Here is a 25,074-nt window from a genome sequence, read left to right as displayed (position 1 = left end):
CGGTCCGGGCCGTGCGTCAGGCCTTCGGCCAGTTGCGCAGCAGGGCGTCGAGGGCGTCGAGGACCCGCGCCCAGGTGTCCTCGGTGGTGCGCGGGGTGTGCTGGAAGCTTCCCGCCCGCTCCAGGGCGACGTAGCCGTGGAAGGTGCTGCCCAGCAGGCGGACGGCGTCGGTCTCGTCGGGCTCCGCGAGGTCGTAGCCGCGCAGGATCGCTCGGGTCATCTGCGAATGCCGGACGGCGGCGCTGTTGAGCGCCGTCTCGTAGTCGAGTTCCAGCTGTGCGGCGGCGTAGCGGCCGGGGTGCTCACGGGCGTAGTCGCGGTAGGCGTTGGCGAAGGCGGCCAGGGCGTCCTTGCCGGCGCGTCCGGCCAGGGCGGCGGCGACCCGGTCGGCGAGTTCCTCCAGTGCCAGCAGGGCGATCCTGGTCTTGAGGTCCCGGGAGTTCCTGACGTGCGAGTACAGGCTGGCGTCCTTGACCCCGAAGTGCCGCGCGAGCGCGGAAACCGTGACCTGGTCGAAGTCGCATGTGCACCGACCTCGCCTGCTCGCTCTACGTACGCGGCAAGCGGGAGGCCGGCACCCGGCTCCACGAGTCGCTGACCCTGGAGGAGAAGATCCGGCGCACCGTGGACAACCTCGCCGCCTTCGTCGCCAAGGTCACCGCCTGACCGGGCACCGGGCCTGCGCCGGGGCAGTCAGCCGGCCAGCGGCGGGTCGAGTCGGGCGAAGGCGGCCTGGCGGCGGTACGGGAAGTACGGGTAGGGCGCGGTGCGGGCGCTGGCCGCGTCCAGGCGGGCGATCTGGTCCGGCGTCAGCGACCAGCCGACGGCGCCGAGGTTCTGCCGGAGCTGCTCCTCGTTCCGGGCGCCGATGATGACCGACGAGACGGTCGGGCGGCGCAGCAGCCAGTTGATCGCCACCTGGGGGACGGTGCGGCCGGTCTCGGCGGCGACCTCGTCCAGGGCGTCGACCACCCGGTACAGCAGTTCGTCCTCGACCGGCGGACCGTAGTCGGCGGTGTCGTGCAGCCGACTGCCGGCCGGAAGCGCCTGGCCGCGCCGGATCCGACCGGTGAGGCGGCCCCAGCCGAGCGGGCTCCACACCAGGGCGCCCACCCCCTCCTGCCGGGCGAGCGGCATCAGCTCCCACTCGTAGTCGCGGCCGACCAGGGAGTAGTAGACCTGGTGGGCGGCGTAGCGGGGGCGGCCGTGGCGGTCGGCGAGATCCAGGGACTTCATCAGCTGCCAGCCGGAGAAGTTGGAGACGCCGGTGTAGCGGATCTTGCCAGCGCGGACCAGGTCCTCCAGGGTGGCCAGCACCTCCTCGATCGGAGTGGCGGCGTCGTAGGCGTGCAGCTGGAACAGGTCGAGGTAGTCGGTGCCGAGGCGGCGCAGCGCGTCGTCCACGGAGCGGATGAGCCTACTGCGGGACGTACCGGCGTCCTGCGGGCCCTCACCGAGCGGCAGTCCGGCCTTGGTGGAGATCAGCACCTGGTGGCGGCGGCCGCGGACGGCCTGGCCGAGCACCTCCTCGGCGGCGCCGTCGGAGTAGACGTCGGCGGTGTCGAAGAGGGTGACCCCGGCGTCGATGGCGATGTCGAGCAGGCGGCGGGCCCCCTGGACGTCGGTGGTGCCCCAGGCGCCGAACAGCGGGCCGCGGCCCCCGAAGGTGCCGGTGCCGAGGCTGAGCGCGGGAACTTTGAGTCCGGATGCGCCGAGCCGGCGGTACTCCATGTGGTCGGGTTCCGTGGTGGTTGCCATGCCAGTACTCCCCTCGGAGCCCCTAATGGGACTCCCGTTCCGTTAGGATGTCTCGAAGTTAGCAGACGTCCCCCCACTAATGGAACAGGAATCCCGTTAATGGCCGTCGAGCCCGAGATCCCAGGAACACCCGGGAGCGTCCGCCCCGGTGGCCGCACCGCCCGGGTCCGGGCCGCCGTCCTGCGGGCCGCCGAGGACGCCCTGGTCGAGCACGGCTTCGGCGGCCTCGACCTCGGCGACCTCGCCCAGCGGGCCGAGGTCGGCCGCACCACCGTCTACCGCCGCTGGGGCAGCACCACCGCCCTGGTCGCCGACCTGCTCACCGACATGGCCGAGCAGTCGCTGCCGCGCTCCCGCAGCGGCTCTCTCGCCGAGGACCTGCGGGCCAACGCCCGACTGGTCCAGCGCACCCTGGCCGACCCCCGGCAGGGCGCACTGTTCCGCGCCGTCATCGTGGCCGCCAACGACGACCCGGGGACGGCCGAGGCCCTGCGGCACTTCTACCGGCGCCGGGTGGAGGAGTGGGCGCCGTGCGTCACCGAGGCCGTCGAGCGCGGCGAACTCCCCACCGGCACCGATCCGTTCGAGGTGATCCGGGCCGTCTCGGCGCCGCTCTACTACCGGATGCTCACCACCGCCGAGCCGCTCGACGAGCCCGCCGCCGACCGCGCCGCGGCAGCCGCCGAGGCCGCCGCCCGGGCGGGGGCGTACCGGCGGGAGGGGGCCTGAACAGCCCAGGGCCCCCTGAGCACTCCCGAGCAGTCCTGATCGCTCCCGATCAGCCCCGAGCACTGGGCCGGGCACGCGGCCCGGGCACGCGAACGGCCGCACCCGCGGGTGCGCGGTGCGGCCGTTCGGGGCGGACAGAGCCGGCGAGGGTCAGACCTCGTCGAACTCCTCGTAGTTCTACCGCAGTTGCTCCAGCGGTCCGGCCCAGAGGTCCGACTTGTCCGACCCCTGCCCCGACTGCCCCACCAGCGCCTCGAACTCCTCCAACGCGGCCTTCGGGTCCCCGCCCACGATCCGCTCCTCGAAGCCGGCCGGCAGCGCCGGCGCGCCGATCACCTCGGGCAGCGAGTCGGCGGCCCAGCCGCCGCGGCCCCGGCCGGTGGTCCAGCCGCCCGAGTCGTAGGTCGTCATCGGCTGAGCGGAGCGGCCGGAACCGCGACGCGGCGGTTCCGGCCGGTCGGACGGCTGATCGCCGCCCCTCAGAAGAACGAGTCGTCGTCGTCCTCGTAGTAGTTGTTGACGACCACCTGGGGCTCGTCGTCGCTCAGCGCCTCGTTGAGCAGCATGCCGCCGACCAGGCCCGCCGCGCCGGCACCGAGCATGGCGCCGGTGCCGAAGCGGCGGCCGCCATGGTCCTGCTGCTGGGCCGGCACCTGCGGCTGGACCTGCTGCTGGGGGTAACCGGCCTGCTGCGGGTAGCCGGCCTGCGGCGGTGTGTAGAACGGCGGGACGGTGGTCTGCACCCGCTGGGCGCAGGCGGCGCAGGTCTCGACCTGGCGCGGCACGCCCCACTGCGGCTGCCACAGCACCACGGCCGAGCCGATGCCGTGGCTGGGGTCGAAGAAACACGTCACGGGCGAACTCCCTGTTGCTGGCTGGGTCTTCGGAACAGCGGGAACGACGGCGGCGGGCGCTGCCGCCGGCATCGGGGGCACGGGCGCCGGGGCCGAGGGGGCGGCCGGCGCCGGCTGGAGGACGTCGACGCCGAAGTCGGTGGCGATGCCCGCGAGCCCCGAGGCGTAGCCCTGTCCGATGGCGCGGAACTTCCAGTCCGCGCCGTGCCGGTACAGCTCGCCGAACACCATCGCCGTCTCGCTGCCCGTCTCCGGTGTGACGTCGTAACGGGCCACCTCGGCGCCGCCGTCCGCGTCGGTGAGGCGGACGTACGCGCCGCGCACCTGGCCGAAGGTCTGCCGGCGCTGCGCCGCGTCGTAGATCGCCACCGCGAAGACGACCTTCTGCACGTCGGCCGAGACGTCCGCGAGCCGGACCTCGATCCGCTCCCGGTCCTCTCCCCCGAGGCCCCCGCCGCCCCCGCCGCCCTCACCGTCGGCGCCGAGGTGGCGCACCGCGCCGTCCGGGCTCCGCAGGTTGTTGAAGAAGACGAAGTGCTGGTCGGTGAGGACCTTCCCGGAAGCCCCGCAGAGCAGGGCGCTGGCGTCCAGGTCGTAGTCGGCACCGGCCGTCCAGCCGAGGCAGACCCGGACCGAACGCACGCCGGGCGCCTGCCGGTTCAGGGAGACGTTGCCGCCCTTCGTCAGGGCCACACTCATGGGGTTTCCTCCACCACCGTCCGAATCACGCTGTTCGACCACGACAACGCTGTAGATGCCACGCCGGTTCCCGGTCGTTCGAGCGGAACGGCTCAGGGCGTGTCCGGCACTTCGCGCCCGGCGGGAATCATCAAACACGCACGCCCTAGAACCGGACGGGGAGTTCCAGCAGGCCCCGGGCCCGCAGGGTGGGCCGGTGGCGCAGCCGCTCGACCGGGACGTCCAGGGCCAGCGCCGGGAAGCGGCGCAGCAGGGCGGTGAGCGCGAGCGCCGTCTCCATCCGGGCCAGCGGGGCACCCAGGCAGTAGTGGATGCCGTGGCCGAGCGCGAGGTGGCCGTTCTCCCGGCGGCGCAGGTCGAGCCGGTCGGGGTCGCCGAACCGCTCGGGGTCGCGGTTGGCCGCGGCGAGCGAGAGCAGCACCGTCTCCCCCGCCGGGACGGTGACGCCGCCGATGGTGACGTCCTCGCGCGGGAAGCGGCGGATGGCCAGCGGGGCCGGGCCGTCGAAGCGGGCGAACTCCTCGACGGCGCCCCCGACCAGCTCCGGCTCGGCACGCAGGGCGGCGAGCTGCCCGGGGTGGGTGAGCAGGGCGAGGACGGCGTTGGCGATCAGGTGGACGGTGTTCTCGTATCCGGCGAAGAGGATGACGAAGGCCAGTGAGGTCAGTTCGTCCTCGCTCAGCCGGTCCTGCTCGTCCCGGACGGCGATCAGGTCGGAGAGCAGGTCGTCGGCCGGCTGGGCGCGCTTGCGCTCGATCAGGCCGGTGAAGAAGGCGAGCATCGCCTTGACGGCGTCGCGGGCCTGCTCGGGACGCGCCGGGTCCGGGGTGATCAGGGTGTCGGTCCAGGCCCGGAAGTCGTGCCGGTCGTCCTCGGGGACGCCGAGCAGGTCGCAGATCACGGTGATCGGCAGCGGCGCGGCGTAGCTCGCGAGCAGGTCGACGCGGCGGGTGGGCCCGGCGGTGTCCTCGACGGCGTCGAGGAGTTGCTCGGCGACGCGCTCGATCGGCGCACGCAGGGCGGACACCCGGCGCGGGGTGAAGGCCTGCACGACCAGGCGGCGGATCCGGGTGTGGTCCGGCGGGTCCATGTTCAGCAGGTTGGCGTCCAGCGCGGGCGGCAGCGCGAGGCCCCGGTAGTTGCCGGGCGCGGCGTGCGCCTTGTCGAGGGCGAGGCGCGGGTCGGCGAGGGCCTGGCGGACGTCCTGGTAGCGGGTCACCAGCCAGACGGGCAGCCCGTCCGGGCCGACGATCCGCCGGACGGGCGCCTCGGCGCGCAGCTCGGCGTAGGCGCCGTAGGGGTCGGTGAGCAGGGACTTCACGGTCGGGTCGAGGGGTGTCACCCGGTCAGCCTACGGGCAGGGCGCAGGCACTCTGGCGGGGCGTCAGTGCCGTACCTGTTGTCCTAGTCCCTCCGACCAGGTCCGCGCCGTCCTGCGCAGCGCGCGGATCTGACCGGCAGGACCGGGGGCAGGCGGCCGGCGGCCGCCCGGGCTGTGACTCCCCGACAGCGGGCCGCCGGGGGAGTCAGGCCGGATGGGCGAAGCGCGCGCCCGCCGGATGGGTGAAGCGGGTGCCCGCCGCGCGGGCGCGGGACTCGGCGATCTCGGTGAGGGCGGCCTCGCGGTCCGCCCAGTGCGAGCCCGTGACGGACTTGCCGCGTTCGAGGTCCTTGTACACCTGGAAGAAGTGGGTGACCTCCAGCAGGTCGAACTCGCGCAGGTCGCCGATGTCCCACAGGTCGGCGTAGCGCGGATCGCGGGCCGGGACGCAGAGGATCTTCTGGTCCGGGCCGCGCTCGTCGCGCATCACCCACATGCCGACCGCCCGGCAGGTGAGCACGCAGCCGGGCACGGCGGGCTCGCCGCCGAGGACGAGGGCGTCCAGCGGCTCGCCGTCGCCGCCGAGGGTGCCCTCGACGTAGCCGTAGTCCGCGGGGTAGCGGGTGGCGGTGAAGAGCGTGCGGTCGAGGCGGATCCGGCCCGCGTCGAAGTCCATCACGTACTTGTTCCGCGACCCCTGCGGGATCTCGATCATCACGTCGAACTCGGCGGGTTCCACCGGTGGCCTCCTCCTCGGCTCTGGGGGGATCGTCCGCCGTCCGGGTTCCCCGGGCACCGGCGGAACGGCCCCCGCGGTTCACGGTCAACCGCCGGCATCCGGGCCGTGGCGAGTTGGCGGGTCACGGTCATGCACCACCATCGCACGCCCGGCGGTGCGACGCCGGTCGAACGCCACCCGCCACGGACGGGCGGCTGGGCCGTCCGCACCCGGCCTGGTCCGGCCCGGACCACCCGCTCACCGGACGGTCGCCTCCCAGGGGCCCTGCTCCGGGCGCGCCTCGGTGTCCGTCCCCGGCCACGGCGGCATGGTGACGGCCGTGATGCGCAGCGGGCCGCTGGCGTCCGGGGCGGCCCGGAACTGGAAGGCGGTGCCCAGCGGGATCGAGGCCGCCGTCCCGGCCGCGAGGCGGAGGGTCTCCTCCCGGCCGTCCTGGCGCCGCCACAGCTCGCCGCTGCCCGCGGTGACCTGCCACAGCTCCTGCACGGTGGCGTGCGAGACCGCGTGGGTGACCTGCCCGGGGGCGAGTTCGAAGACCGCGAGGCTGCCCCGGCCGTCCAGCACCAGCAGCGGACGGACCACGGCGCCGTCCGGCGCGGTCACCACAGGGGCGTCACCGGTCTCGGCGCTCTCGAAGGGTTGGTGGACAGGCTGTCCAGGTCGATCGCTCATCCGACGCCCCGGCCTCTCGTGTGACGGAGTTCCTCCCTACCCCGGAACGCCCCCGAACTCACGCACCGCCTCGGTGACGATGGACTCCAGCCGGGCGTGGTGGGCGCCGCGCCAGTAGGCCTGACCGCAGTCGGCGCACTGGGCGAAGGCGTCGTAGGAGCGCTCGGTGCCGTCGTGGAGCTGCTCGCGCACGGTGGTCTTGCTCACCGTGCGCAGCGCGCCGTTGCAGGTGGTGCAGCGGCTCCAGGGCGCGAGCGGCGGGGCGAAGCGGGAGAGCACGTCGCGAAGTTGCTCGGCGGGGCGGTGGCTGTAGACGTAGGCCCCGGCCCACAGTTCGCGGCGGCGCAGCAGGCCGCGGTCGCGGGAGAGCATCACCCGCTGCTCCGCGGCGGAGCGTGCGGCCAGGGCGGCGTCGCCGATGTCCGGGTTCTCGTACGCGGCGTCCACGCCGAGCAGGCGCAGCCGGCGGGCGAGGGTGCCGAGGTGGACGTCCAGCAGGAAGCGCGGCGGGGCGGGCGAGGGCTGCGGGCGGGCCACCGCTTCGACGCTGACGTGCTCGGTGTCGGCCGGGACGTGCGAGTCGGGCACGGGCCGGCCGTCCACCAGAAGGGCGCCGACCTCGGTGAGCGGGACGCCCAGGGACTCGACCACGTGGCCGAGGGTGGAGGTGCCGTCGGTGCGCAGCGCGGTACGGCCGGCCCGCCGGGGCGCGGAGACGAAGAGGTGCAGCTCAGGGGCGAAGTCGAGCCAGATCTGGGGTCGGTCCACGCGGCCAGCATGCCAGCGGGTGCCTGGCCGGGGCCACCGTTTTCCGGGGCCTCCGGATCCGGGCTGCCCGTCACGCCTCCCGGCCCGCCGCTCGCCAGGGGCTGTCCGGCGGACCTTGTCGCGCGCCCCTCAGGATCCGCCGGACAGCCCCTGCCTAGGCGGCCGGCACGACCGGGGCGGGCGCCGGCCGGCGGTCACGCGCCGCCCAGCGGGCGACCGGGCCCATCGCGTACCCGGCGGCCAGGAACACCCCGCCGAGCACCAGCCAGCCCGCGAGTCCGCCCTCCAGCAGCAGCGCGGTGAGCAGCAGCGGTCCGAGGGTGCGGGCGACGGCGACGCCGGTGCCGAAGAAGCCCTGGTACTGGCCGATCCGCTCGGGCGGCGCGAGGTCGAAACCGAGCTGCCAGGAGCCGGCCGACTGCCGCATCTCGCCGGCCACCTGCAGCACGGCCGCGGCCACCAGCAGCGCGCCGAAAGCCCACACCGGGACGGACAGCGCGGACAGTCCGCAGACCAGGCAGGAGGCGAGCAGCAGCACCCCGGAGGCGCGCACCGCCCGGACGGCGGTGTCCAGTCCGGTGACGTCGCGCGCCGCCCGGACCTGGAAGACGAGGACGGCCAGGGTGTTGAGCACGAACAGCACCGAACCGAGCCAGCCCAGGCCGGAGGTGCGCTGGGCGATCCACAGCGGCAGGATCAGGCTGAGCAGCGGCATCCGCAGCAGCAGTACGGTGTTGACCAGGGTGACGGCGGCGTAGCGGCGGTCGCGCAGCACGGCGAGGCGCTGGCCGGCGCCCGACTCCCCCGGCGCGGGCGGGACTTCGGGCAGCCGCCGGAGGACCAGCGCGCCGGCCAGGAAGCCGAGCGCGGTCACGGCGAAGGCGCCGAGGTAGGCGGTCCGGGTGCCGACGGTCAGCGCGATGCCGCCGATGGCGGCGCCAACGGCCAGCCCCCCGTTGAGGGTTGACTGCAGGTGGGCGAGCAGTCCGGTGCGTTCGGCGGGTGGCACCAGGCCCGCGACCAGGGCCTGCCGGGCGGCGGTGAGGCCGGACTGCGTGGTGGCGTAGAGGCAGACGGCGAGCAGGAACGGCCCGTAGGAGCGCACCGCCAGGAGGGCGGCGACCACGGCGGCCGTGCCCAGCGCGAGGGCCACGGCGGTGCGGCGCGGGCCGCGCCGGTCGGCGAGGTGTCCGAGCGGGACGCCCGCCAGCGAGCCGAGCGCCCAGGCGATCGCGAGGCCGAGGCCGAGGGCGGTCGGGGACATGCCGACGACGCGGGTGAAGTAGAGCGCGGAGCAGGTGTAGTAGGCGCCGTCACCCACCGCACTCGCCAACTGCGCCGCGGCGAGGGTGCGCTGGGATCCGGCGGGCGGCAGCAGGGCGAAGCCGGCGGCGCTCTGGTTCGGCACTTGTCTCCTGTCGGACGGGCGGCGCGCGGGCCGGAGGTTCACAACCGTCCGGGGCGGCTCGCTGCGGGGCACCGCCCAGCCTAGGGAGTGAGTGGACCGGCCGACAGGTCCATTGATCTTGAATTCTCCTGGGCCACTTGCAGAGCGCCGGAGGGCCTCCGCCGCACCGCCGGGCGACCCCTGAACTGCCGTACGAGGGTAACTGGTCGGCCTGGGAGCAGGGCCCCGGCCCGGTCCTCCCCGCCCGGCCGAAGCGCCGTCCGTACCCGCTCGGACGCCGCCGCCCCAAACGGACGGAACCCCTCCACCACCCGGCCGGAGGGCCAAGATTGGTCATGTTGACCCGTCAGTAGTGCCCTCCTATGCTCAACGGCGTTCGCGATCCGGCACCGGGGCCGGGGCCGTCCGTGCCCGCCCGATCCGGCGCCGCCTCCGGCTCGAAGGGCTTCCTCCCATCAGCACCTCCATCGCCCCCTCGGACTCCGCCGACCAACCGGGCGACACGGGACGGACGGCGGGCACCGCCGTCCCGGACGGCCCCGCGACCCCCGCCGGGCCCACCGGCCGCCGCCGCTTCCTCACCTACCTGCTGGCCGCCCCGACCCTCACCGTCGCCGCCCGGCTCGGCCTCGACGCCGCCGCGCCCGCCTCCGCCCAGGCCGCCGTCCGCACCGCCGCGGCCGCCCAGGACGCCTCCGCGCCCCCGCAGTCGCTCGGCCTGCCGGGCATCCCGGACGTCCTCGACCTCGGCGACGCGATGATCCTGGCCGGGCTGCCCACCGCTCACCTGCTGGTACTGGAAATCACCTCCACCGGGCGTGCCGCGCTGCACCTGCCCCGGCTGGAGGTCGGCCAGGGCCTGACCACCGCGATCGCCATGCTGGTCGCGGACGAGCTGGACGCCAGGCTCACCGACGTGGACGTTCCGCTCTCCGACGGCCGCCCCGAACTGCTCTTCAACCAGCTCACCGGCGGCTCCAACTCCGTGCGCTCGCTGTACGACCCGGTGCGCGCCGCGGCCGCCGCCGCCCGCGCCCGGCTGGTCACCGCCGCCGCCCACCGCTGGAACGTTCCGGCGAGCGGACTGCGCACCGCCGACTCCGCCGTCCTCGCCCCGGACGGCCGTCGGCTCGGCTTCGGTGAACTCGCCGCCGACGCCGCCTCCGTGGTGGTCCCGGCCGTGCCCGCCACCCCCAAGCCTGCCGACCAGCGCCGCCTGGTGGGCAGGCCGACCGGACGCATCGACGCCCGCGACATCGTCACCGGTCGTGCCGAGTACGCCGGGGACCTGCGCATCCCGGGCGCCGCACCCACCGTGGTCGCCCGCCCGAACACCGTCAACGGCACCCTCAAGTCCCTGGACGCCTCCGACGCCCGCACCATGCCCGGCGTGCTCGCCGTGGTGCGGATCCCCAGCGGCGTCGCCGTCCTCGCCGAGACCTTCGACCAGGCGCTCAGGGCCCGCGACGCGCTGCGCACCACCTGGAACCCCGGCCCGGTCGCCGATCTGTCCACCGCCGACGTCCGGGCCGAACTGCGCGCCGCCCACGCGCCGTTCCCGCTGCCGCCTCTGCTCACCCCCTACCTGGACGGCGAGTTCGACTTCGCCTTCGTCAACCACGCCCCGATGGAGGTGCTGACCGCCGTCGCCGACGTGCGGCCGGGCCGCGCCGAGCTGTGGTTCGCCGCGCAGAGCCCGGTCATCGCCCAGCAGACCATCGCCGCCGAACTCGGCCTGCCGCAGGACGCCGTGACCGTCCACGTCGTGCGCGGCGGCGGCTCGTTCGGGCGCCGGCTGTTCTTCGACGCCGCCCTGGAGGCCGCCCAGATCTCCAAGGCCGCCGGCCGTCCGGTCAAGCTCATGTGGCCCCGCAACGACGACATGCGCCACGGCCGGATGCGCCCCGCCAGCCACCACCGCATCCGCGCCACCTACGGCCTCGGTCAGGTGCTCACCTGGGAGCACCGCGCCGCCACCGTCCGGACCGACCTCTCGCACGGGCTCGGCGAGGCGCTCACCGGAGCCGGGTTCGACCTGTCGGTCGCCGGGATCAGCCTCGCCCAGGCCTTCTTCCTGCTCACCGAGAAGAACCCGTACGACGTCGGCATCCCCACCCAGCTGCTCGCCGAACTGCCGCTGCAGGTGCACACCGGCAGCTGGCGCTCGGTCTACTCGGGCACGGTCCGGGTCGCCGACGAGATCATGATGGACGAACTCGCCCGCCGGATGGGCCAGGACGAGGTCGCCTTCCGCCGCGCCCGGCTGCGCGACGCGGCCGGGCGGGCGCTGCTGGACACCGTCGCCAAGGCCGGGAACTGGGGCCGCCCGATGCCGGCCGGGCAGGCCCAGGGCGTCGGCTACCACGACGAGAACGGCGGCCGGGTCGCCTACCTGGTCGAACTCGACGCCACCGACCGGGCCAACCCCCGGGTCACCAAGGCCGTCATCGCCGCCGACGTCGGCCAGGTCATCAACCCCCGCGGCCTGGAGGCCCAGTTGACCGGCGCCCTGAGCGACGGCATCTCGGTGATCCTGCTGGCCGGCAACCATCTCGACGACGGCGCTTTCCGGGAAGGCAGTTACGCCGACTTCCACTACGCCCGGCAGCGCAACACCCCGCCGACGGTCGAGATCCACCTGATGCCTCCCAGCGGGGCCCCGGGCGGTGCGGGGGAGTTGGGCGTCCCGGCGGCCTCCGCAGCCGTCGCCAACGCCTACGCGCGGGCCACCGGCACCAGCCCGCGCTCCTTTCCGATCAACTTCTGAGGACAGCCGACTCCCCATGCCCACCCACACCTTCGTCCTCAACGGGCGGTCCGTCACCGTCGACGCCCCGGACGACATGCCGCTGCTCTGGGTCCTGCGCGACAAGCTCGGCGTCACCGGCCCCAAGTACGGCTGCGGGGTGGGCGTCTGCCGGGCCTGCACCAGCCACCTCGACGGCCGGGAGTTCCAGCCCTGCACCCACTCCGTCAAGGACTGCGAGGGCCGCACCGTCACCACCATCGAGGGCCTCGCCGACGGCGACACCCTCCACCCCGTGCAGGAGGCCTGGATCGACTGCGACGTCGCCCAGTGCGGCTTCTGCCAGCCGGGCCAGATCATGACGGCCGTCGCGCTGCTGCACCGCACCCCGGATCCGACGGACGCGGACATCGACCAGATCCAGAACATCTGCCGCTGCGGCAGCTACCCGCGCATCCGCGAGGCGATCAAGCGGGCGGCGGCGGGCGGGCGGGCGCACTGACGCGGCGGTGCCCCGCCCGACGGACGGGCGGGGCACACACCGGGTCAGTGACCGGTCAGCACTGGCGCAGGCCGTTGTGGAAGTACCAGTTGTTGTCGGTGTACGCCCCGTAGGTGTAGGCCGTGCCGATGAAGGTGCCGTCCGTGCCGCCGATCCGGTACCAGACGTCGCCCTGGTTGTTGATGTCCTCGCCCGTGACCCAGCACTCGATGTAGATGTCGTCCGACGACCACGAGTACGAGTACACGTCCGCGGCGACCTTGGACGACCAGGAGTACGGCTGCGAGTAGACGCCCACACCGTGGCCGCTCGCGTGGTACTTCAGGTAGTACCAGCCGTCGGCCGACGCGCTGCCCGCCGAGAGGCCCACCCCGCCCGCCGCCAGCGCCACCACGGCCGCCGCGGTCGCCCCGCGCCGCCCGATCCTCTTGAGGACGTTCTTGACCATGCCGAATCTCCTGTCCGGTCGAACCGCTCCGACGCCGCCCCGTCGTCCGGACGGCGGAGCAAGCTGACCGGACCACCGCAGGTGTTCGGTACTGCCTGACAGGAACTGACAACAGCTGACACCGTCCGCCGAACACCACCGCGCACCCCCTCGCGCGAGCGGAGTCGACGGATCACTGATCACCGTCGTCGCCCGCCGCTATGATCCGTACGCGACAAGCAAGCAGCGGAACCGAGGGAACCTGACAGCTGACAACAGGGGGCGCCATGGCGGAGCACCAGCAGGAGCCACCAGCCGCGCGGAGGCCGCCGACCGCCGCCGAGAGCTTCGCCGGCGAACTGCGCACCCTCCGGCTGGACGCCGGCCAGCCCTCCTTCCGCACCATGGCCAGAACGGTCGGCTCGATCTCCCACACCACGCTCTACGAGGCCGCCTCCGGCTCGCGGCTGCCCTCCTGGCCCACCACCAGGGCCTTCGTCCGCGCCTGCGGCGGCGACGAGCAGGAGTGGCAGCGCCGCTGGCGCGCCGCCGTCAACGGGGAGGCGCCCGCCCCGCCCGTCATCCCGGCTCCACCAGCCGCGGCTCCCGTTCCCCAGCCCGCACCGCCCCGGCCGGCACCGCTTCCGCCCGCCTCTCCCCCGCCCGCACCCCCTGTTGCGCCGACGCGCCCGCGCCGCACGGACCGCCGGCTGCTCTGGACCCACGCGCTCAGCCTGCTGCTCGGACTGGTGCTCGGCGTCCTCGGAACCCTCGGCCTGCTCGCCGTCCGCGCGCCCGCCACCGCCGGGCCCGACGCCCGGGGCTGCCCGACGGTCGCGCCCGAGACCCCCGACGCCGCCGCGCCCGGCGAGCGCCCGACGCCGGATCCCGCCGGGCCCGGAGCGTCCCCGCCGTCCTGGGTCGCCCGCTCGGCGTCCGGCCAACGGGAGGCCTCCAGCACGGAGTTCACCCTGCCGGTGCTGGCCCCGGTCACCCGCGGGGACGCCCTGGTCGTCTCGATGCTGCTCACCGACACCTGCTCCGGCCCGGTCAAGGTCACCGACAGCCGCGGCGACCGCTTCCAGCTGCTCGGCGACGTGACCGACTCGCGGCGCCACCGCGTGGTGCTGCTCGCCGCCTTCGGCGCCTCCGCCCTCACCACCGCCGACTCGATCCGGGCGGGCTACCCGCGCGCCGGCGAGTACCAGGTCGCGGTGGACGAGTTCCGGGGCGTCAGTGCCCTGCGGGCCTTCTCCCCCGCCTCCGGCGAGGCCGGCGGCACCGCCTTCACCACCGTCAACACCACGACCACCTGCGCGCCCGGCGACCTCCTGGTGGGCACGGTCGGCAGCACCGGCGGCACCGCTCCCGAGTTCGGCACCGGCTGGACCCCCCTGCCGGTCCTCCAGCTGTCCTCCTACCGCCTCACCACCGCCCACCGGCTCGCCACCGACTCCGACACCGCCCACTGCACCGCCACCGGACGGACCACCGCGCAGTGGGGCGCCGTCCTGGCCGTCCTGCACTGAGCGAGCGACGCGGCCCGGCACGGAAAAGTTGGTGCGGTGCGCTCACGGCCGCCCCGCGGCCTCCCACTCCTGGTGCGCGGTGCGGATCCGCCGCCACAGCTCCGCCCGCGCGGGGGCGTCGACGTCGCCCAGGTCCAGCCGGAACACCCCGGCCAGGACGTCGTACCAGTCGTCGGCCGAGTCGACGGTCCGCTCCTCCGTGCCCTCGGCCTCGATCCGGCGCAGCACGCAGCCGCGCAGCACGTCCACTCCCTCGCGGTCACGCCGGTGGGCGGTGAGGGTGCGGACGAAGCCGGACTCGGGGGAGGTGGACAGCCGGACGTGCTCCGCCGTGAAGGAGGACAGCTCCACCGGCTCCGGCGCGAAGTCCATGCCCGTGAACGAGCCGCGCGGGTCGTGGGTGAACCGCCAACCGCCGGGCACCGCCGTGGACGGGGCCAGCGCGCAGGTGAACGGCCCCTGGGTGTGGCTGCCCTCGCGCAGCGGCAGCGGCTCGTAGAGTCCGCCGGCCAGCCCGGTGTCGACCAGCCACCGTTCACCGTCGAGCCGCACGGTGAGCGCGAGGTGGTTGCCGGACGCGCCCGCCGGGTCCCCGGAGGTGCTCTGCACCCCGGCCCGGTGCCGGGTGACGTCGTAGCCGAGGGCGGTGAGCAGCGCGGCGAACGCCCCGTTGAGGTGGAAACAGTAGCCGCCCCGCCCGCGCAGGATCCGGGCCACCGACTCCGCGGCGCCGATGCCGGTCGGCCGTCCGAGGTGGATGTCGAGGTTCTCGTAGCTGACCCGCTCGGTCTGGGCCCGGTGCAGTGCCCGCAGTGCCTCTGCGGTCGGGGCGGCCGGCCGGGCCACCCCCAGCACGGCGAGGTACCCGTCGACGTCGATCATGCTGCCCCCTCGGATGATCGGATCGAAAACCGCGCTTCAGCGCCCGAGCAGTCGGCCCGCGATCTCCTCCACCACCGCGGCCGCCACGTGCCCCGGCCGGGCGTACTCGGCCGGAGTGGCGGGGCCGGTGCCCGGGATGAAGAGGTGGTTGAGCTCCGGGTGGATCCGGATCGCCACCTCGGGCCGGTCGGCGAGTGCCTGCTGCCAGCGCGCCAGATCGTGCTCGACGGTCACCTGGTAGTCCCGCCCGCCTTGCAGGATCAGCATCGGGAGGGACAGCCCGGCCGCCGTCGCCAGCTGGTCGTAGTCGCGCAGGTCGAGCCAGTAGGAGGCGGAGAGCCCGAACGGCAGTGATTCCGCCGGGGTGTCCGGGGTCAGTCCGGGGCCCGCCACCACCGCGGCCTGGCGGGCCAGCGCCGCCACCATCTCCGTCGCCTGCGGCCCGGGCACCAGCGTCGCGAGGTGGCGGGCGACCCGGACGGCGGCCTCGTGCATCGGCTGGGCGTCCGCGGCCAGCAGCACCAGTCCCGCGACGGGCGGTTCGGCGGCGGCGGCGATCCGGGGCGCCACCTTGCCGCCCATGCTGTGGCCGACCAGGTGCACGCGGTTCGGGTCGACTTCGGGCCGGGCCCGGAGCAGTTCGACGGCGGCCAGCGCGGGCGGCAGGTACTCGTCGGCCATGGTGAAGTCGGCGGGCAGGCGGTCCGGGTGGGCGAAGGTCGGCTTGTCGAAGCGCAGCACGGCCACCTGCCGGCTGGCGAGCCCCCAGGCGAGGTCCTTGAGCGGCTTGTTGGGGCCGCTGCTCTCGTCCCGGTCGAAGGCGCCGCCGCCGCTGAGCAGCACCACGGCGGGCCGGGGCCCCGGGCCGACCGGGAGGCTGAGCGTTCCGGGCACGGCGAGCGGCCCGCTTCCGAGCCGGACCTCGGTCTCGGTGAACCGCGCCGGATCCGCGTACGGCGGCGGCTGCCAGGCGGCGCCCTCGCCCGGGTCGAGCCGCAGCCCGTGCAGCAGCCCGTCCGCGCCGACCGAGGTGACCACGGTGAACCCGCCGTCCCCGCAGCTCACCGGGATGTGCACCCGCACCGGTTCGTCCCCGGGCCGGGCGACCGGTTCCCCGATCGCGGCCGCCCCGCCCCGCCCGTCGGTCTCGGTCGTCCAGGCGAGCCGCAGTGCCTCGGCCGGGACGGCGGCCCGCACCGGTGGCGCGAACATCTCGACGGCCCCGGTGAAGTCCCCGGCCCGCAGCAGCGCGGCGAACGCCCGCGCCACCTCCAACACCCTGTTCTCGTTCTCCCCCATGATCAAGGAGATTATCAGGGGCAGGAGTTCGAGGAGTCAGACTTCGACGGCCACCCAGGGGTCGCGGCCGAAGAAGGCGGCCAGCCGGTCGTACACCGGGGCGCCCGCCGGGGCGGGGACCTCGGGGCCGAAGGCGTGGTGCTCCGCCTCCTCACCGCGGTACTCGGGTCTGAGGGCGCCGCGGGACCAGTCGAGCGCGGCGCGCGCGACCTCGTGGTCCAGGCCCTCGGTGGACTGGCCGGTGGCGCGCGCCAAGTCCCAGGCGTGGACGGCGAATTCGGCGATCTGCTGGTCGACCGGGAAACGTGCCGGCAGGATGGCACCGCCGGGAGCCGGCACCGTGCCGGTGAGGTCCCCGGCGGCTCTCCAGGCCGCGACCAGCCGCTCCGCGCCGGCCTCGAAGGCGTGCAGCCAGTCCTCCTCCACCCGCTCGAAGGACTGCGACCGCTCCGGCTGGCCACCCTCGGCCCGCAGGGTGAACTGCCTCAGGTCGAACAGGAGGTGGCTGACCAGGTCGCCGACGTCCCAGGAACGGCAGGGCGTCCGGTGGCCGGCCAGCTCGACGCCGGTGCCGTCGATCAGGCCGGCCGTCTGGGCGAGGGCCCGGGCGAGCAGCTCGATCGGGTCGTCCACCGCGGTCATGGCACACCTCTCGGTCGGGGGCGCAGGGATCGTGCCGGGCGATCGTATGCGCGGGCGCCGACAACCGCCGGGCACGACACCCGAGCGTCCGGCGGGACGCCTCCGCCCCGGTCCGGCGGGAGGTCAGGCGGCGAATCCGCCGTCCACCGACAGCTCCGCGCCGGTGACGTACCGCCCGTCCTCACCGACCAGGTAGGAGACCGCGCCCGCGACCTCCGTCACCGTGCCGTACCGACCGAGGGCGACGAAGCCGCGCTGGAAGTCGGCGGACGGGCCGTCGGCCGGGTTCATGTCGGTGTCGATCGGGCCGGGGTGGACCAGGTTGACGGTGATTCCGCGCGGGCCGAGCTCCCGGGCCAGCGCCTTGGTCAGGCCGATCAGTGCGGCCTTGCTGGTCGCGTAGAGCGCGGCGCCGGGGAAGACGACGCGCTGGGCGACGCAGCTGCCGATGCCGACGATCCGGCCGCCCTCGGCCAGGTGCTCGACGGCTGCCCGGGCGAACAGGTACGGCGCGCGCACGTTCACCTCCAGCACCCGGTCGATCTCCTCGATCGCGGCCTCCTCGATCGGCCCGCCGGCGCCGACGCCCGCGTTGTTCACCAGGACGTCCAGCCGCCCGAACCGCTCGGCGACCGCGGCGACCGCGGCGCGCACGGCCTCCGGGTCGGCGCTGTCGGCGCGCACGGCCCAGCCGGTGCGTCCCATCGCGGTGATCTTCGCGACCACCTCCTCGGCCCGCTCGGCCGAGCCCTGGTAGGTCAGCGCCACATCGGCCCCGTCCTCGGCCAGCCGCAGCGCGACCGCCGCCCCGATCCCCCGGCTGCCGCCGGTCACCAGGGCCACCTTGCCGTCGAGCGCCGCCGCACCGTTCATCGTCATTTCCTCAGGTCTCCTCGTTCACGTGTTCCGAGCGCGGCCCCGGCGGGTTCTCCGGCCGGTGTTCCGCTCTCGCGTGCAGGTCGATCCTGATCCGGATTCCTTGACGTCTCCGGCGGTATTCGGACGTTGCGTTCAACGTTCAACTATGACTCCGTGCGCCCCTGGGGCGCACAGCGGTAGTACGACCCGACCGACGGATCGGCGCTCTCGTAGCCGAACGGCGGCTCGACCGGCCGCCCGCCGTCCAGGAGCAGCAGGTGCCGGCGCGCCCGGCACTCGGAACCGGCCGTCCGGGGCGAGCCGGGAGGCGGCGCGGGTGATCACGACGGGCAGGTCACCGAGGTGGTGCAGGCCGTGCACATTCGCCGAACGCGGGAGCGGCCACCCCGCGCGCAGGGGTGGCCGCTCGTCCGCGCCGGAGCGCGGCGGGGCGTCAGAGGATCGGTAGCGGAAGGCGGTGTCAGACGGTCAGCGTCTGGCCCGGGAAGATCAGGTCCGGGTCGGCGCCGATGGTGCGGGCGTTCTTTCCGTACAGGCTGTCGGTGTCGACGCCGAACTTGGCAGCGATGTCGCTCAGCGTGTCACCGCTCCTGACGGTGTAGGTGCCGCCGGAGGTGTTCTTCCCCCCCGCGGGCGCCGACTGCACCGGCTTGGCCGACGGACGGCCCTGCGCGACCTCCTGCGACTTCGCCTTCGGGGCGGCCTGCCGGGCTGCCTTCGGGGCCGCCTTCGCGGCGCGCTTGGCGGGCTTGGCGGCCGTCCGGCCCGAGTCCGAGGAGCCCGTCGAGGTGTCGACGGCGGCCGGGTCGCCGCCCTTGCTCAGGCCCGCCTTCTGGGAGCAGACGGGCCAGGCGCCCGGCCCCTGCGAGGCGAGCACCTTCTCGGCGACGGCGATCTGCTGCGCCCTGGTCGCCTGGTTGGCCTGGGGGGCGTACGCGGTCCCGCCGTACGCGGCCCAGGTGGAGGGGGTGAACTGCAGTCCGCCGTGGAAGCCGTTGCCGGTGCTGATGCTCCAGTTCCCGCCGCTCTCGCACTGGGCGACGGAGTCCCAGGTGGAGGAGGGTGCGGCGGAGGCCGAGGTGGCCGTGACGAGGCCGGCCACCGGCAGGGCCGCGACGGCGGCACCTGCGACGACCGCCATCCGCAGGCGGTTGCGCTTGCCGGTGGCGGTGGTGTCGGTGGCAGCGGCGGTCTCGTGACGGGAAGTCATGAATGTCCTCTCGACAAGCCCCGGGCGGGCAGGCGGAACCAGGCCCGGGACATGGGCCGGTGATTTTCGCTCAACCTCACTCGTCGGGCGGCCGGACACGTGTCGGACGTGCCGTGCCGCCCCGGTCACCTCCGCTCGCCGACGGCCTGTTCGAGCCGGTCTCGTCGGCGGGCACCGCCCTCGCGCCGGGGGTCAGTCGGCGGGCCGTGCGTCGGGGTGAACCCGGGTGGCGCTCGTTGCGCCGCCAAGAAAGCTAGGGGCATGGTCCGGGGCGCAGCAAGCAATTCTTGGTCTTCGCAGGTCAATTGACTGTTACCGGCGGTATCGATCAAGAAACGACGCCCAGCTTGACCGGGTTTGACAGCATTTTCAAGATCTAACGATCAATTTCCGTGCCCGCGCTCACATCTGTCCATCCGTGAAGTCCCGCACGCCGTCAACCGTCCGCAGCCGTAAGCTGACGCACCGTCACAACGAAAGCGGAGTTCCCCATTCGAGGCGGCAGTTGAGTGGCATCCGCCACTGCGAGAGCGTTCCGTGATGATTCGAGCGCGCTCAGTGACGGCCGTCGAGGTCCGCGTCCCGCGCCAGCAGCGCCGCCTGGACCCGGTTCTCGCAGCCCAGCTTCGCCAGGATCCGGCTGACGTAGGTCTTCACCGTCGCCTCGCTCATGTGGATCCGGGCCCCCGCGTCCGCGTTGGACAGGCCCTCGCCGAGCAGCCCCAGCACCTCCAGCTCGCGCCCGGTGAGCACCTCCAGCCGGCGCCGAGCCTCCGCCCCGCGGGCGGCCGCCGAGGCGCTGCGCCCGGAGGCCAGCGAGTCGACGATGTGCCGGGTCGCGGCCGGGGAGAGGAAGGCGTTCCCGCCGGCCGCCGCCCGGACGGCCTGGATCAGCTCGTTCGGCGCGGTGTCCTTGAGCAGGAACCCGGCGCCGCCCTCGGTCACGGCGCGCAGGACGTTCTCGCGTTCCCCGAAGGTGGTGAGGATGATCGCCCGCGCGCCGGGTGCGACCCTTCCGAGCTCCCGGAGCGCCGTCAGTCCGTCCATCACCGGCATCTGGATGTCCAGCAGGACGACGTCCACCCGGTGCGCCCGGGCCAGGTCCAGCGCCTCCCGGCCGTCGGCGGCCTCCGCGACCACCTCGATGTCGTCGGCCGACCCGAGGATCATTCTGATCCCGGCCCGGATGAGCGGCTCGTCGTCGGCGACGAGGACTCGGATCACGCTGGTCATTCCCCTCGAACGGTGGTGCGACTGGGCACCATCCTCACATCCCGGCCACCCCGCCTCCCGCCCGGGCCGGGCGGGCCCCACGGGCACGGGGTCAGTCCTTGGTGACGTACTCCACCTTCTCCACCAGCGCCCCGTCCTGGAAGCAGAACCGCGCCACGTGGTTGTCCGACCAGGAGTCGCCGGACCCACCCTTCGCCAGCGAGTACCAGCGGCAGTGCGAGCCCTCCGGCCGGGGCGGCCCGGCGTCCTGGTAGTCGGCGGTGAAGAAGTCGTTGCCGGGCGGCAGCCGGCGCAACACCTCGGCCCGCGACTGGCCCGGCTGGATCTCGTCGTAGACCGACTGCCGCACCGTCGAGTCGCCGGCGCCCCGGACGAAGGCCGTCACGCCCCAGGCCACCAGACCGGCCACGACCAGCGTGACCGCGCCCACCCCGGCCGCGCAGCCGAGCGCCGGACGCCGCCGGCGGCCCTCCGTGCCGTCGTCCGCCGGCAGGCCACCGAAGTCCCAGTCCTCCTCCCCCGCCGGGGCGGCGGCGCCGTCGGCCTCCGCCCCCTCGTACGGGAGGACGGCCGCCAGCCGGAAGCCCTGCTCGGGCGTGGGCCCGGCGTGCACCATGCCGCCGACCAACCGGGCGCGCTCCCGCAGCCCGGTCAGCCCCTGTCCGCCGCTCACCACCGGGCCAGCGCCGGCGTACGCGCCCACGAGCGCCGGCGCGCGGGGGTTGGTGACCTCCACCACCAGCGCGTCCGGCTCGTAGCGGAGCGCGACCGCGATCGGCGCGCCGGGGGCGTGCTTGTGCGCGTTGGTGAGCGCCTCCTGCACGATCCGGTACGCCGCGTGGTCGACCGCGGCCGCCAGCGGGCACGGCTCGCCCTCGGTGGTGAACGCCACCTCGGCCCCGGCCGTCCGGGAGGACCCCACCAGCTCCGCGACCCCGTCCACCCCGCCGCGGGCCGGCGCCGCACCCGGCGCCCCGACCGTCGGCGGCAGCGCCGTCGACTCGTCGTGCAGCACCCCCACCACCTCGCGCAGTTCGCGCATCGCGGTGACGGCCGCCTGCCGCAGCACCCCGACCGCGTCGCGCTGCCGGTCGGTGAGGGTGCGGTCCACCTCCAGCGCGCCCGAGTGCACGGAGATCAGGGCGAGCTGGTGGCCCAGACTGTCGTGCATGTCCTGGGCGATCCGGTGCCGCTCGCGCAGCCGCGCCTGGTGGACCACCATCGCCCGCTCGCGCACCAGCTGGTCGTTGCGCTCCTGCAGCGCGTCCAGCAGGGCGCGCCGCTGCGCGCGGTAGCGGCTGTACAACGCGGGAAGGACCGCGAACACCAGGAAGATGCCGAGCGACAGTCCGATGATCAGCTTGGAAGAAGCCGCCGCCCCGTCCGTGAGCATCCCGAACGTGGAGAACATCAGGTAGCTCAGCACGAAGGCGCCGACCAGCCGCCACACCCGGCTGATCCGCGCCCCGGCCGCCCAGCCCGCGCCCGCCAGCAGCAGTATCGGTCCGATCGACCAGCCCGCGATCGCCCCGGTCAGCACCAGCACGGTGGCCGGAAAACCCTTCCGCAGCACCCACAGCACGGCGACCGCGAGCCCGAACGGCACCGCCAGATCGGTGCGGGCCACCAGCTCCAGCAGTCCGGCGACCACGCCCGTCAGGACGGCCAGCACGGCCTCGCCCACCACCCGCCGGGGCCGCCAGGGCCCCGGCAGCGCCGTCCGTACCGCCTTCGACCAGGCCCGTGCCATCGCTTCCACCCGTCGAGGCTAACCGGCCGGCCACCGCGCCCGCGGTCACCCTTCGTCGCCGTCCGCGCCGACGAAAGTCGCCGGTCCGCGGGCCCGGCCGGCGCCGCCCTCGAAGGCCGTGATCAACAGTGCCACGTCGTCCACCCGTCCGGTCGAGCCGACCTCGCGCAGCAGCCGCTCGGCCAGCTCCTCCAGTTCCTCCGCCGCCCGGCCGTACGCCAGCGCGGCCCGCAGCCGGTCCACGCCCTGGTCGATCGCCAGCGCCGGATCCTCCACCAGCCCGTCGGTGTAGAGGACGAGCAGCGAGCCGGGCCGCAGCCGCAGTTCGCTGACCGGGTAGGCGGCCCGGTCGTCCACGCCGAGCAACGGCCCGCCCGGGACGTACAGCGCCTCGGCCCGCCCGTCCGGGTGGCGCAGCACCGGCGGCAGGTGCCCGGCCCGGCCGAGACGCACCGTGCCGTCCGCCGGGGTGAGGCGGACCAGGCAGCAACTGGCGAGCAGCCCCGGGTCGAGGTCCAGCAGCAGCCGGTTGGTACGGGCGAGCACCCGGTCGGGCGGCTCGCCGCCGCTGGCGAAGGCGCGGACGGCGCTGCGCAGCTGGCCCATCGCCGCCGCCGCGGCCACGCTGTGGCCCTCGACGTCGCCGATCACCAGCGTCAGGTCGGCGCCGGTGACGATCGCGTCGTACCAGTCGCCGCCGATCTCCATCCCCTGGGTGCCGGGCAGGTAGCGGGCGGCGATCCGCAGGCCGGGCACCTGCGGCAGCCGGTGCGGCAGCAGGGCCTGCTGGAGGCCACGGGCCAGCGCGAACTCCGCGTCGTACAGCCGGGCGCGCTCCAGCGCCTGGGCGATGAAGCCGCCGAGACCGGTGAGCAGGCCGCGCTCCTCCAGGGTGAAGGGGTGCGCCCGGTCGAAGCCGATGATGCAGCTGCCGACCGCGCGGCCGGAGGCGATCAGCGGCAGGAACGCCCAGGCCCGCATCTCGTCCAGGGCGAGGCCGGGGTAGGCGGCGGCGAGTTCGCGCACCGACTCGAAGAAGATCGGGGTGCCGGTGCTGAGCGTCTCGGCGCCGGGGACGCGGGCGTCGATCGGGGTGCCCTCGAAGCCGTCCAGGAAGCCGTCCGGGTAGCCGGACTGCGAGATCAGGTGCAGCCGCTGCTCGTGCACCCCGTAGATGGCGAGCTCCTGACCTCCGAACGCCGGGAGGATCTCCTCGGCCACCGCCCGGCACACGTCGCGCACGGTGACGGCCTCGGTGAGCGCGCTGGCCAGTTGGAGCAGGTGGTGGGTGCTGCCCACGCCGCCCGTGTCGGGACCGTGCCCGACCGCGGGCGCCGGGGCGGTCGGTGGCGCGGTCGCGCCCGGCGGGGAGTCGGCGGCGACCACCCGGCCGGTGACGCCGTGTGCGTCGGGGAAGAGCGAGAAGGCGAGCCAGCCGTCCGGCGGGCGGGCGGCCAGGAAGGTGGTGGGCTGCTGGGAGAGCAGGGCGGCGCGGTAGCGGTTCTCGTAGAAGGGATCGGCGAGCCAGGGCAGCACCTCCCACGGGTGGTGGCCGACCAACTCCTCCCGGGTCGCCCGCAGCAGCGGTTCGGCGGCCCGGTTGACGTAGCCGACCAGGCCGTCCGGGTCGAGCGAGAAGACGCCCTCGCGCAGCCGCTCCACGGCGGCCGCGGCGGCGGTCAGCGTGCTCACGTCCAGGACGGCACCGACCAGGTGGGTCCCGCCGTCGGAGACCGCACCGGGCACCCACGCCCACAGCTCCACCGGGTACGGCCGCCCGGCCGGGCCGAGCACCCGCACCCGGGCGGCCAGCACCTCGCCGCGCTCCAGGGCGGTCCGGGCGGCGGCCCGGAACTCCGGTACGTCCCCGGGGGCGATCCGCCCGGTCAGACAGCCCACCGTGCCGTCGAACTCGCCGGGCGCGAAGCCGAAGATCGCCCGGAACTGCCCGTCCGCGGCCAGCGACCCGGTAGCCACGTTCCAGTCGAACAGTCCGACCCGGGTGGTCGGCACGGACGGCGGCGGCAGCTCCACCACCGCGGCGTCCTGGCCCGGCTCCGCCGACTGCCCGGCCGACGCCAGCTCGGCCAGCCCGGCGCCCAGCCGGGAGGCGATCGGCGCCAGCTGCCCGCCCTCATGGGCCGGAACCCCGTCGTCCGAGGCCGGCCACATCACGCTCAGCACCCCGAACCGCTCCCCGCCGTGCTCCACCGGCACACAGGCCGAGACGAAGTCGTACGGCAGTCCGACCGCGAGCTGCGGGAAGCGCCGCATGGTGTCCTCGGGGTCGGCCAGCGTGACGCTCCGGCCGGTCCGGAAGCACACCGCGACCGGCAGCGGCCCGGCGGCCGCGACCCGGCGGAACGGGCTCATGATCGACGGCGGCACCCCCGCGATGGTGCACAGCACCAGCGACCGCCGGTCCCGCGACCGCAGGTACACCATCGCCCCGTACGCCCCGGTCGACCCCAGCACCCGCCGCACGGCCTTCGCCAGCAACGCGTCCCGCTCGTGCACCGCCTCCGGGAGCGCCTCCGGCACCGGTTCCGGAGCTGTCTCCAGGACCGGTTCCGGAACCGTCTCCGGATCCGCCCCACGGACCGGCTCGGCGGCCCCGCCGGCCGCCTGCGGATGGCGCATGTTCCCTTGCTACGTCCGCCCCAGAACGGTGTCAAGGCGAGCCCCGGCCGCCCCGGGCCGCCCGCCCCACGCACGCCCTACAGCTCGGTGGGGTCGACCACCACCGGGTACGGCACCACGGCCTTCGCCGCCCGGGAGGTCCAGGGCGTTCGCCAGGAGTCGTGCGAGCCGGTTGGGGGAATCGAGTCGCTCGGACCGACCACCACCGTCCCGTCGACGATCTCCGCCCCCGCGCACTGTTCCGCGGCCCAGCCGTCGTACTGCTCGGCCGTCACACCGTTCATCCACGGGCTCCTGCGCGGCCCGTCCTCCTTCGCTGCGCCGCAGCGCAGTACTCCGCCGCCAGGACTCCGGATGGTTCGGGGACCGTTCGATATCCTCCGGGCG

Annotated in this window: 21 protein-coding genes and 3 pseudogenes; 5 read left to right on the top strand and 19 right to left on the bottom strand. The window is 74.6% G+C overall.

Annotated features, from left to right (window positions below; translation table 11 throughout):
- Window positions 1-16: 16 nt before the first annotated feature.
- Window positions 17-517 (bottom strand): annotated as a pseudogene (locus tag ACH4J0_RS30660) (TetR-like C-terminal domain-containing protein); the annotation flags it as partial.
- A 5-nt stretch (window positions 518-522) separates the two neighbouring features.
- On the opposite strand from ACH4J0_RS30660, the pseudogene ACH4J0_RS30655 reads away from it, so the two are divergent.
- Window positions 523-666: pseudogene (locus ACH4J0_RS30655) on the top strand (FBP domain-containing protein); the annotation flags it as partial.
- Between the two features lie 27 nt (window positions 667-693).
- Here the strand turns inward: ACH4J0_RS30655 and ACH4J0_RS30650 are convergent.
- Entirely contained in the window at window positions 694-1,731 is a 1,038-nt protein-coding gene (locus ACH4J0_RS30650) for an aldo/keto reductase (protein ID WP_396244006.1), read from the bottom strand.
- Between the two features lie 126 nt (window positions 1,732-1,857).
- Between ACH4J0_RS30650 and ACH4J0_RS30645 the strand changes: the two genes are divergently transcribed.
- A complete protein-coding gene (locus ACH4J0_RS30645) occupies window positions 1,858-2,487 on the top strand; it encodes a TetR/AcrR family transcriptional regulator (protein WP_396243946.1) in 630 nt (209 codons plus the stop codon).
- A 177-nt stretch (window positions 2,488-2,664) separates the two neighbouring features.
- Here ACH4J0_RS30645 and ACH4J0_RS30640 read toward each other — a convergent pair whose 3' ends face one another.
- From ACH4J0_RS30640 to ACH4J0_RS30610, 7 genes are all read right to left on the bottom strand, one after another.
- Complete coding sequence (locus tag ACH4J0_RS30640; RefSeq protein WP_396243944.1) at window positions 2,665-2,898, bottom strand: hypothetical protein; 234 nt, start codon at window positions 2,896-2,898, stop codon at window positions 2,665-2,667.
- A 68-nt stretch (window positions 2,899-2,966) separates the two neighbouring features.
- Window positions 2,967-4,040, bottom strand: a complete 1,074-nt coding sequence (locus tag ACH4J0_RS30635) for a TerD family protein (protein WP_396243942.1) — start codon at window positions 4,038-4,040, stop codon at window positions 2,967-2,969.
- A 145-nt stretch (window positions 4,041-4,185) separates the two neighbouring features.
- Window positions 4,186-5,382 (bottom strand): cytochrome P450, encoded by a 1,197-nt coding sequence (locus ACH4J0_RS30630; RefSeq protein ID WP_396243940.1) that lies wholly within the window; start codon window positions 5,380-5,382, stop codon window positions 4,186-4,188.
- Between the two features lie 184 nt (window positions 5,383-5,566).
- Entirely contained in the window at window positions 5,567-6,076 is a 510-nt protein-coding gene (locus tag ACH4J0_RS30625; RefSeq protein WP_396244005.1) for an inorganic diphosphatase, read from the bottom strand.
- Between the two features lie 261 nt (window positions 6,077-6,337).
- Window positions 6,338-6,772: a cupin domain-containing protein gene (locus ACH4J0_RS30620; protein ID WP_396243938.1), complete on the bottom strand. Its 435-nt coding sequence runs from the start codon at window positions 6,770-6,772 to the stop codon at window positions 6,338-6,340.
- A gap of 36 nt (window positions 6,773-6,808) precedes the next feature.
- On the bottom strand, window positions 6,809-7,540 hold the full coding sequence (locus tag ACH4J0_RS30615; RefSeq protein ID WP_396243937.1) for a Mut7-C RNAse domain-containing protein: 732 nt from the start codon (window positions 7,538-7,540) through the stop codon (window positions 6,809-6,811).
- Window positions 7,541-7,694: 154 nt separating this feature from the next.
- Window positions 7,695-8,948, bottom strand: coding sequence for an MFS transporter (locus tag ACH4J0_RS30610; protein WP_396243935.1), 1,254 nt, complete (start codon window positions 8,946-8,948; stop codon window positions 7,695-7,697).
- A gap of 352 nt (window positions 8,949-9,300) precedes the next feature.
- Here ACH4J0_RS30610 and ACH4J0_RS30605 point away from each other — a divergent pair, with 352 nt between their 5' ends.
- Together ACH4J0_RS30605 and ACH4J0_RS30600 are read left to right on the top strand one after the other, a co-directional pair.
- Window positions 9,301-11,715, top strand: a complete 2,415-nt coding sequence (locus ACH4J0_RS30605) for a molybdopterin cofactor-binding domain-containing protein (RefSeq protein WP_396243933.1) — start codon at window positions 9,301-9,303, stop codon at window positions 11,713-11,715.
- Between the two features lie 16 nt (window positions 11,716-11,731).
- Window positions 11,732-12,196, top strand: coding sequence for a (2Fe-2S)-binding protein (locus ACH4J0_RS30600; RefSeq protein ID WP_396243931.1), 465 nt, complete (start codon window positions 11,732-11,734; stop codon window positions 12,194-12,196).
- Window positions 12,197-12,251: 55 nt separating this feature from the next.
- On the opposite strand, the gene ACH4J0_RS30595 is transcribed toward ACH4J0_RS30600, so the two are convergent.
- Window positions 12,252-12,644, bottom strand: a complete 393-nt coding sequence (locus ACH4J0_RS30595) for a hypothetical protein (RefSeq protein WP_396243929.1) — start codon at window positions 12,642-12,644, stop codon at window positions 12,252-12,254.
- Between the two features lie 266 nt (window positions 12,645-12,910).
- Here ACH4J0_RS30595 and ACH4J0_RS30590 point away from each other — a divergent pair, with 266 nt between their 5' ends.
- Complete coding sequence (locus ACH4J0_RS30590; protein WP_396243927.1) at window positions 12,911-14,152, top strand: helix-turn-helix domain-containing protein; 1,242 nt, start codon at window positions 12,911-12,913, stop codon at window positions 14,150-14,152.
- Between the two features lie 42 nt (window positions 14,153-14,194).
- Here ACH4J0_RS30590 and ACH4J0_RS30585 read toward each other — a convergent pair whose 3' ends face one another.
- From ACH4J0_RS30585 to ACH4J0_RS30545, 9 genes and pseudogenes are all read right to left on the bottom strand, one after another.
- The gene (locus ACH4J0_RS30585) at window positions 14,195-15,034 is read right to left on the bottom strand and encodes an arylamine N-acetyltransferase (RefSeq protein ID WP_396243924.1); all 840 of its coding nucleotides are present in this window, start codon (window positions 15,032-15,034) and stop codon (window positions 14,195-14,197) included.
- A 36-nt stretch (window positions 15,035-15,070) separates the two neighbouring features.
- Window positions 15,071-16,333 (bottom strand): alpha/beta hydrolase family protein, encoded by a 1,263-nt coding sequence (locus ACH4J0_RS30580; protein WP_396243922.1) that lies wholly within the window; start codon window positions 16,331-16,333, stop codon window positions 15,071-15,073.
- Between the two features lie 36 nt (window positions 16,334-16,369).
- On the bottom strand, window positions 16,370-16,975 hold the full coding sequence (locus ACH4J0_RS30575) for a TIGR03086 family metal-binding protein (RefSeq protein ID WP_396243921.1): 606 nt from the start codon (window positions 16,973-16,975) through the stop codon (window positions 16,370-16,372).
- A gap of 123 nt (window positions 16,976-17,098) precedes the next feature.
- On the bottom strand, window positions 17,099-17,854 hold the full coding sequence (locus tag ACH4J0_RS30570) for an SDR family oxidoreductase (RefSeq protein WP_396243919.1): 756 nt from the start codon (window positions 17,852-17,854) through the stop codon (window positions 17,099-17,101).
- A gap of 460 nt (window positions 17,855-18,314) precedes the next feature.
- Entirely contained in the window at window positions 18,315-19,064 is a 750-nt protein-coding gene (locus ACH4J0_RS30565; protein ID WP_396243918.1) for a transglycosylase family protein, read from the bottom strand.
- A gap of 555 nt (window positions 19,065-19,619) precedes the next feature.
- Window positions 19,620-20,288, bottom strand: a complete 669-nt coding sequence (locus ACH4J0_RS30560; protein WP_396244003.1) for a response regulator — start codon at window positions 20,286-20,288, stop codon at window positions 19,620-19,622.
- A 100-nt stretch (window positions 20,289-20,388) separates the two neighbouring features.
- Window positions 20,389-22,047 (bottom strand): sensor histidine kinase, encoded by a 1,659-nt coding sequence (locus ACH4J0_RS30555; protein ID WP_396244001.1) that lies wholly within the window; start codon window positions 22,045-22,047, stop codon window positions 20,389-20,391.
- A 45-nt stretch (window positions 22,048-22,092) separates the two neighbouring features.
- Window positions 22,093-24,687, bottom strand: a complete 2,595-nt coding sequence (locus ACH4J0_RS30550) for a SpoIIE family protein phosphatase (protein WP_396243916.1) — start codon at window positions 24,685-24,687, stop codon at window positions 22,093-22,095.
- 126 nt (window positions 24,688-24,813) lie between these two features.
- Window positions 24,814-24,971: pseudogene (locus tag ACH4J0_RS30545) on the bottom strand (Uma2 family endonuclease); the annotation flags it as partial.
- Window positions 24,972-25,074: the final 103 nt, after the last annotated feature.

This window comes from Kitasatospora sp. NPDC017646 (assembly GCF_044329365.1).
In the GTDB taxonomy this organism is placed as follows: Bacteria; Actinomycetota; Actinomycetes; order Streptomycetales; family Streptomycetaceae; genus Kitasatospora.
Note: the sequence above shows the minus strand (reverse complement) of the source record. Positions and strands in the feature narration are given on the sequence as shown.